Below are 7,405 nucleotides of genomic sequence, written 5' to 3'. Positions count from 1 at the left end.
GCGCTCTGCTGCGAAGGCAGGGCGGAAGCGGGCGGCGGTGGGACTTCTTCGGGCGATGCGATGCGCGGCCCGGGCGCGAAGGGTGGCGCGGAGGGAGGTGCGGGTGCCGGAGCCGCCGCGCGCGCCGCGGCGGTATTGGGGTCGATCGTCTCGACCTGCGCACCGGCCGCTCCGGCCAGCATCAGCATCGCCAACGCCCATCCCGAAAATCCCGCCGCGCGATCCATCGCAACACTCCCCTTTCGCGCTTCTAGGCCGAATGCCGATTGCCCGACGATGAATGCGCACCCCGCATTGATCGCCCCCGCCACCGCCGCTATAGCCCCCACAGCCTTTCCCGGAGACGTGGGTGAGTGGCTGAAACCAACGCTTTGCTAAAGCGTCATACGGGCAACCGTATCGAGGGTTCGAATCCCTCCGTCTCCGCCATTTCGTGTTGAAATCCTTGGATGATTTCGCTCCCGCTGCCTGCCGGGGCTGAAGAAGAGCGGGGCCCTGGCACAAGGCCGGGGTGACGTTCGGCTTGAACGGGACGGACTCCAGTCATCCGCGCCCAGGCTCCGGGATCTCAGCCGTAGCGGTACGGATTCCTGTCGATGGTCGTCGTGGCTCGGGTCTGGTTGCAGAGGTAGACCTTGCCCGTGAAATAGATGCCGGGCTTGGTGATCGTCTTGGCGACCTCATAAGCGTGGCGGAGATCGTCGACCGTCATCTGCACCGGCGCTTCATCGGGCTGGTAGGTCATGCCATAGGCATAATCCTGGTTGTCCTTGCTGATCTCCACATGGCAGCCCATGATATGCGCCACCGGATGCGTGTCGCAAAACTGGATCAACCGCGTCATGCTATCGAACCAGAGTTCCCAGAAGGTGATATAGCAGCGGCCGCGATAGAACATGTCACCGCTGTAGAGAATCTGCGTATAGCTGTCGTAATAGGCGAACTCCGAGACGGTGTGACCGGGAGAACCCCAGATCAGGATGTCACGGCCGCCCAGATCCAGCGTCACCCGTTCTTCCGGAAAGTTGGTCATCCCCCAGAAGCCGACCATCTCTTCGTGGGTCAGACCCATATAGCGTGTATTGGGGCGATCCGCGAACTGGTTGGTGGCGGCAAAGTGATCGACGTGGAGATGGCTGAATGCCACCAGCAGCTCGAGGCTGGCGGCATCGCGGCCGTTGCGGCGGCACCAGTCTTCGATGCACTGGTCGACGACACCGCGCAAATCCCAATCGTTGCGTAGCTGCACGAAGCCCTCGTCCAGCAGCAGTACGCGATCGTTGCCGAAATAGAGCGGAGCGAAGGGCGCCTCGTAGCTGTAGGCCTTGTTCTGCCGCAGGATCGCCGTGTGCGGATTATACCAGTGGACCTGTACCGGCGGGTCGGTGTTGTCCATGCACGATGGCGAACCGCAGTTCCACTTGCTGGGGAAGCTGCCCGCGGCGGGAAGATTGCTCTTGAAATCGATCGGCATCGGCCGGACCGCCGCCGATGCCGCATCGGCCAGGCCGGCGAGCGCGGCGCCGGAAAGCGGGATGGCCGCCGCCACGGCATTATAGGTGAGGAAGGTACGACGATCCACGGATGCTCTCCTTATCGTCAGAAGGGACGGGGCGGATCGATGTTGGGCACGCCCTCGGGCCAGACCTCGGTCCGCTGATCGGGGCTGACCCCGTTGAAGAGCACGAAATCGGGCCGGATGAGCATCATGTCCTTACCCTGCACGGCGCGGGCATAGCGGAGCGCCTCGTCGATCAGGGCGGGCGTCATCTCCAGCAGGCGCTCATAGGGTTTGTAGGTCCGGAAGCGCGGATAGAATTTTCCGGGTACGAACATCATCTCGATATGGCCGCCGAGAATCCACTTCACCGACCGGTTTCCGGCAAAAGCCTTGAGCCGCTCCAGCGACGCGATGAAATCCTTGTCGTTGCCGATGTTGATCTTTCCCGGGAACAGAAAGTCGCCGGTGAAGAGGAGATCGCCATAGGGATCGTAGAAACTCACCCCGTCCTCGTGCGTGCCGGGGGTGGGGATCACCTCGATCACCCTGTTACCCAGATCGATCCTGCCCGTACCGGACGGCCAGCTTCGTCCAAAACCGTAGAAGCGCTTCATCACTTCGAGCGGCCTGGGCACGATGGTGGTATCCGCGCGTCCCGCGAATTGCGTCAGCCCCTGATTCTGCGCGACATCCTCACCGGACGTCAGCGCGATCGTCAGGGGAATTTTGCTCCGCCCCCGTGCCTGCCCCCAACGCGCGATGATCGCATCGACCGTCGCGCGCAGCGGATAATGGTCCGCATCGGCGGTTGCGCCGCTATCGATAAGCAACGCCCCTTTGTTGCCGAACAGCAAATAAGTGAACGGCGCTTCCCAGTGGACGCAGACGTTCTGGCGGAGGACGAAGCTATCCTCGTTATACTGCACCACCTGGACCCGCGGATCGCGATTCTTGGCGGGGACGTTGGACCCATAGGTCCAGCGCAGGATAAGATTTCCCGGCGCCGGGCCATCGCAGGCGTAATCGTGGATCACCGGTTTCTTGCGGCGGAGCGGTATGGCGCTGTCGGTGTTGCGGACACCGGGCGGGTTGAACCCCGCGGCAGGATTGCCGTTGGGATAAGCGGGCGCCGGCTGCGGACTGCCGGGCGATCCAGCGCTGACGGTCGAGTTCTGAGCCATAGAAATTTGCCCTGCCATCATCGCCCCCTGGCTCTTCGAAGCCGCCCCCGCCTCCGGAGGCACCCTCCCCGCGCGCCGACCCCCTCAAGGTCGGCATCATCGTGTTGCAGATTGGAGGATCGTATCGCCTGCCCGACATGAGGCGTTTGACGTAAGCGGCGACGATGACCGCGAAACGCTACGCTTCGTCACTCTGTCGAGGCCAGAAAGGCGATGAATCATCCTTCGCAGAACCACGAGACGCAACCGACCGATAGACGCACCGCGAGCGAGCAGGCATCCGGGAAGCGCGTCACGATTAGGGTGTCCTGTTCAAGCTGACCCGTCACCCCGGCCTTGAGCCGGGGTCCCGCTTCTCCTCACCGTCGGCAGGCAGCGGGACCCCGGCTCAAGGCCGGGGTGACGAGTTCATCGTCAACAGGATAGCCTCCGGGAACCGGATCCTGGCGTTGGTGCGGAAAGCCGATGCGCCTGTCACTCGATCGATCGGATGCGGCCATCGACGATGGCAAGGCTCCGGTCGGTCAGCAGCGCTGCTTCGGCGTGATCGTGGGTGACGAGGATCACGGGGATGGCGAGGCTGGGGAGGAGCGCGGCGAGATAGGCGATCAGCTCCGCCTTGGCCTCGCGATCGAGCGCCGACAGCGGTTCGTCCAGCAGCAGCAGCCTGGGGCGGATGAGCAGCGCCCGGGCGATCGCGATCCGCTGGGATTCGCCGCCGGAAAGCCTGGCGGCGGGACGATCGAGCAGATGATCGATCCCGGTTCGCGCGGCGATCTCTTCGATCGGCAGGGGATCGGCGGCGCGGCGCGCGGCATAAGCGAGGTTGGCGCGGACGTCGTGGTGGGGCAGCAGGTTGGCGCCCTGGAACACGAAGCCGATGCGGCGGCGGTGCGGGGCGCGAAAGACGTCCCCCTCCTGCCAGGGATCGTCGCCGATCCGCACCTCGCCATGCACCCGATCCAACCCGGCGATCGCGCGCAGCAGACTTGTCTTGCCCGATCCGGAAGCGCCGAAGAGCGCGGTGACGCCGGGCGGCGCGGTGAAATGCGCATCGAGATCGAGCGCGCCGATCCTGCCGTGGAGGCGGACGCTCAGCGTGGCGCTCACGGCCGGATGTTCCCGATCCGGCGTTCGACGAGGAGCAAAGCCAGCAGCGCGAAAAAGGCGAAGGCGACCAGCCCGGCGGCGATGCGGTGCGCCGCCCCGAATTGCAGGCTTTCGACGAGCTGGTAGATCCGCGTCGAGAGCACTTCGGTACGGCCGGGGATCGCGCCGCCGATCATCAGCACGACGCCGAATTCGCCGACGGTGTGCGCGAAGACGAGGATCGCCGCCGAGACGAAGCCGCGCCGCGCGAGCGGCAGCGCCACGCTGAAGAAACGGTCGAGCGGACCCGCCCCCAACGTCGCCGCCACCTCCAGCGGACGCGCGCCGATGCTTTCGAAGGCGGTGCGCAGCGGCTGGACCGCGAACGGCAGCGAATAGAACAGCGAGCCGATCACCAGGCCCGTGAAGGTGAAGGCGAGCGTGCGGACCCCGAAGGCGTGGAGCGGCGCCATCAGCGGGCTCTGCGGGCCGAGCGCCACGAGCACGTAGAAACCGATCACCGTCGGCGGCAGCACGAGCGGCATCGCCGCCGCCGCGCCGATCAGCTCCTTCCACCACCGCCGCGAGCGCGCCAGCCACCAGGCGAGCGGCGTGGCGATCAGCAGCAGCAGGATCGTGGTGACGAGCGCCAGCTCCAGCGTGGTCGCGATCACCAGCCAGAGCGGCGTCTCGGTCATCGCTCAGCCGCCGCCGCGCGCCTCATCGCACCTCATAGCCGTAGCGATCGATGATCGCGCGCGCGGGGCCGCTCCGCAGATAAGCGACGAAGGCGATCGCGGCGGGGTTCACGGCGCCGGTGCGGAGCAGCACCGCCTGCTGCGCGATCGGCGCGTGCAGCCGGGCGGGCACCAGCCAGCGCGATCCGCCGGGCACCTTGATGACCTGGCTGAGCGCGACGAAGCCCATCGACGCGGCGCCGCTCCGGACGAACTGATAGGCCTGCGTGATCGAGCTGCCCCTGACGATCCTGCCCGCGAGCGCCGGCCCGAGACCGAGCGCATTTATCGTCTGCAACGCGGCAAGGCCGTAAGGCGCGGCGGTGGGATCGGCGATGGCGATCTTGTCGAAGATGCCGCGCTTCAGCACGATGCCGCGATCGTCGATCAGCACCGGATTGGTCGAGTAGAGCACCAGCCGGCCGACCGCGTAGGTGAAGCGGCTGCCGGGGACGGCGAGGCCGTTCTTCTCGGCCTGTTGCGGGCGATCGGCATCGGCGGAGAGGAAGACCTCGAACGGCGCGCCGTGCGCGATCTGCGTGTAGAAAGCCCCCGACGCGCCGAACGAGAGGATGGCGCGATGCCCCGTCGCCCTGGCGAAACCGGCGGCGATCTCCCTGGCGGGTTCGGTGAAGTTGGCGGCGACGGCGACCTGCGCATCAGCGGCGAGCGCCGGCGCGCCGAGGCCGATCGCGGCGGCGAGCGTGACGATCCGGCGGACGAGCGCAAGCATGGTTCGGGCTCCGTGGAAGCGCGGCGGTTGTCGGGCCGGCTGTAAGCGGTCGCCCCGCCTGGTCAAGGAAGGCGCCCCTCAGGCGATCCCCGGACGCCCCGCCTCGATCGTGAAGCGTTTGAGATCGTATATGCCGGACTCTGGCCTGGTCGCGTCGCGGACCGCGCGGAAGCTGACGGTGCAGGCATCGCGCGTGAGATCGACGCGGCCGTACCCCCGCACTTCATTTTCGGCGAAGGCAACGCCGCTGCGCGCGGCCTCCTGCTTGAGGAAAGGATCGTGGAACAGCGAGCTGATCGATCCGCCGACGAACTCCGCGCCGACCGGCGGACCATCGGGAGTGAGGCGCAGATCGGCGGCGAGGAAGCTGTGGATATCGCCGCCGATCGCGATCGGATTGGGCGTGCCCGCGTCTGCCCAGCGGCGCACGATGCGATCGCGCGCCGCCGGATAGCCTGCCCAGACGTCGGTCGAGAAAAGCGGCGGACCGTCCCGATGATCGGGATCGACGCGGCGCAGGCTCGACATCACCGTCTGCTGCGCGAGTATGTTCCAGCGCGCGCGCGTGCGCCCCAGCCGATCGGAGAGCCAGCGCTCCTGCGCCGCGCCCAGCATGCTGCGGCGCGGATCGTGAAGCTCGGGGCAATCGGGAACGAGGCTGAGATATTTCCTGTGCTCGGCGAGCAATTCGGGCGGCTGGCAGGCGCGAGGATCGCGAAACTGGCGATCGTCGATCACCTGGATTTGCGCGAGCGCGCCCCAATCGAGCGTGCGATAGAGCCGCAGGCCGCCGTCCGCGCCGGGACGGGAATGGGCCCGCAGCGGCATATGCTCATAATAAACATGATAGGCGGCGGCGCGGCGCTTGAGAAACGCCGCGGGATCGCCGTTCATCTCGTCGAGCGCGTCGGCATAATCGTTGGCGACCTCGTGATCGTCCCACGTCACGACCCAGGGGGCGGCGTGGTGCGCGGCCTGCAGCAGCGGATCGCCTTTATATTGGGCGTAGCGGATGCGGTAGCCCGCGACGTCTTTGGGCTCGGGATTGGCGTGGCGGCGAAGCTGGCCGGGCTTGGGCGCGGCTTCGTAGATATAGTCGCCGAGGAACAGGATCAGGTCGGGCTCTTCGGCGACCATATGGCGGTAGGCGGAATAATAGCCGACCTCCCAATTCTGGCACGAGGCATAGCAGAAGCGCGCGTGATCGACGGGCGCGCCGGGCGCGGGCGCGGTGCGCGTGCGGCCGACCGGGCTCGCGACGCCACCCGCGATGAAGCGATACCAATAAGGGCGGGCGGGCGCGAGGCCGGCGACCTCGACATGCACCGAATGCCCCCAGAACGGCGTCGCCATCGCCTGCCCATGCCGCAGGATGCGCGCGAATTGCGGATCGGCGGCGAGCTCCCATCGCACCGGCACCGGCCGCGCGGGCATTCCGCCGTCACCCTCCATCGGGCGCGGCGCCAGCCGGGTCCACAGCACCATGCCATCGGGGCCGGGATCGCCCGAGGCGACGCCGAGCGTGAAGGGATCGTCCGAACCGATCGCCCCGGCGCGCGCGGCGAGCGACAGCAGCGCGGGTGCGGCGATGAGTTCGCGCCGGTTGAAGCCGATCATTCGATAATCCCCCTTGCCGCGCCCCTGACCGGAAACGCGGGCTATCGGCGATCTTTCCACGCTTCGGTTACGGCTTTGCGACAGGCGGGGCGCGTTGCCCTTGCCGAAAGCCCGGCTAGGATGGCGCGATGGCCGACCCCAGCTTCCTGCCGCCGCGCGATGCGGATGACGATGCCGCGATCGTGCGTCAGACCGAGGCGGCGCTCGGCATGCCCGTGCCCGAAGCCTGCGGCCCCGGCGTGGCCGCGAACGTGCGCCTGCTGGAGCGGCATTGGGCGACGCTGCGCGAGGATGGGGCGTGACGCGATCGATCGCGGCGATCGCAGGCGCGGTGCGGGAAGGAAAGGTTAGCGCCGTCGATGTGGCGCGCGCCGCGCTCGACAGGATCGCTGCGGGCAACGGCGCGATCAACGCCGCCACGCGGCTGCTCGCCGAACGCGGCCTGGCCGAAGCCGCGCAGGTCGATGCGCAGGTCGCCGCCGGGCGCGATCCGGGGCCGCTCGCCGGGGTTCCCTATGGCGTCAAGGATCTGTTCGATGTCGCGTGG

Annotated in this window: 8 protein-coding genes, 1 tRNA gene and 1 pseudogene; 3 read left to right on the top strand and 7 right to left on the bottom strand. The window is 67.2% G+C overall.

Annotated features, from left to right (window positions below; translation table 11 throughout):
- Nucleotides 1-227: pseudogene (locus HUU94_RS12700) on the bottom strand (hypothetical protein); the annotation flags it as partial.
- Nucleotides 228-339: 112 nt separating this feature from the next.
- Here HUU94_RS12700 and HUU94_RS11815 point away from each other — a divergent pair.
- Nucleotides 340-429: transfer RNA gene (locus tag HUU94_RS11815), tRNA-Ser, on the top strand.
- Nucleotides 430-568: 139 nt separating this feature from the next.
- On the opposite strand, the gene HUU94_RS11810 is transcribed toward HUU94_RS11815, so the two are convergent.
- The 6 genes from HUU94_RS11810 to HUU94_RS11785 all read right to left on the bottom strand — a co-directional run bounded on the left by HUU94_RS11810 (nt 569) and on the right by HUU94_RS11785 (nt 6,858).
- Nucleotides 569-1,582 carry an MBL fold metallo-hydrolase gene (locus HUU94_RS11810; protein WP_174275271.1) on the bottom strand — a complete coding sequence of 338 codons (1,014 nt, stop codon included), beginning with the start codon at nt 1,580-1,582 and terminating at the stop codon, nt 569-571.
- A 17-nt stretch (nt 1,583-1,599) separates the two neighbouring features.
- Nucleotides 1,600-2,682, bottom strand: a complete 1,083-nt coding sequence (locus HUU94_RS11805; RefSeq protein WP_174275270.1) for an MBL fold metallo-hydrolase — start codon at nt 2,680-2,682, stop codon at nt 1,600-1,602.
- 474 nt (nt 2,683-3,156) lie between these two features.
- Nucleotides 3,157-3,792, bottom strand: a complete 636-nt coding sequence (locus tag HUU94_RS11800; RefSeq protein ID WP_174275269.1) for an ATP-binding cassette domain-containing protein — start codon at nt 3,790-3,792, stop codon at nt 3,157-3,159.
- The gene (modB, locus tag HUU94_RS11795) at nt 3,789-4,469 is read right to left on the bottom strand and encodes a molybdate ABC transporter permease subunit (protein WP_174275268.1); all 681 of its coding nucleotides are present in this window, start codon (nt 4,467-4,469) and stop codon (nt 3,789-3,791) included. Before modB ends, HUU94_RS11800 begins: the two co-directional genes overlap by 4 nt.
- A 22-nt stretch (nt 4,470-4,491) precedes the next feature.
- Entirely contained in the window at nt 4,492-5,241 is a 750-nt protein-coding gene (gene modA, locus HUU94_RS11790; RefSeq protein ID WP_174275267.1) for a molybdate ABC transporter substrate-binding protein, read from the bottom strand.
- A 78-nt stretch (nt 5,242-5,319) separates the two neighbouring features.
- Nucleotides 5,320-6,858 (bottom strand): alkaline phosphatase D family protein, encoded by a 1,539-nt coding sequence (locus tag HUU94_RS11785; protein WP_174275266.1) that lies wholly within the window; start codon nt 6,856-6,858, stop codon nt 5,320-5,322.
- Between the two features lie 128 nt (nt 6,859-6,986).
- Between HUU94_RS11785 and HUU94_RS11780 the strand changes: the two genes are divergently transcribed.
- Both HUU94_RS11780 and HUU94_RS11775 read left to right on the top strand, forming a co-directional pair.
- Complete coding sequence (locus tag HUU94_RS11780) at nt 6,987-7,160, top strand: DUF4089 domain-containing protein (RefSeq protein ID WP_174275265.1); 174 nt, start codon at nt 6,987-6,989, stop codon at nt 7,158-7,160.
- Nucleotides 7,157-7,405 (top strand): amidase family protein (locus HUU94_RS11775; RefSeq protein WP_254602171.1); only part of this gene is annotated, 249 nt, incomplete at its 3' end. The genes HUU94_RS11780 and HUU94_RS11775, both read left to right, overlap by 4 nt.

The organism is Sphingomonas bacterium, assembly GCF_903644055.1.
GTDB lineage: Bacteria > Pseudomonadota > Alphaproteobacteria > Sphingomonadales > Sphingomonadaceae > Sphingomonas_I.
This window is presented reverse-complemented; position numbering and strand designations above follow the sequence as displayed.

Coding starts and splice junctions, on each gene's coding strand:
- HUU94_RS11785 (WP_174275266.1), bottom strand. CDS start 6,858: ATGATCGGCTTCAACCGGCGCGAACTCATCGCCGCACCCGCGCTGCTG.
- modA (WP_174275267.1), bottom strand. CDS start 5,241: ATGCTTGCGCTCGTCCGCCGGATCGTCACGCTCGCCGCCGCGATCGGC.
- HUU94_RS11805 (WP_174275270.1), bottom strand. CDS start 2,682: ATGGCTCAGAACTCGACCGTCAGCGCTGGATCGCCCGGCAGTCCGCAG.
- HUU94_RS11780 (WP_174275265.1), top strand. CDS start 6,987: ATGGCCGACCCCAGCTTCCTGCCGCCGCGCGATGCGGATGACGATGCC.
- modB (WP_174275268.1), bottom strand. CDS start 4,469: ATGACCGAGACGCCGCTCTGGCTGGTGATCGCGACCACGCTGGAGCTG.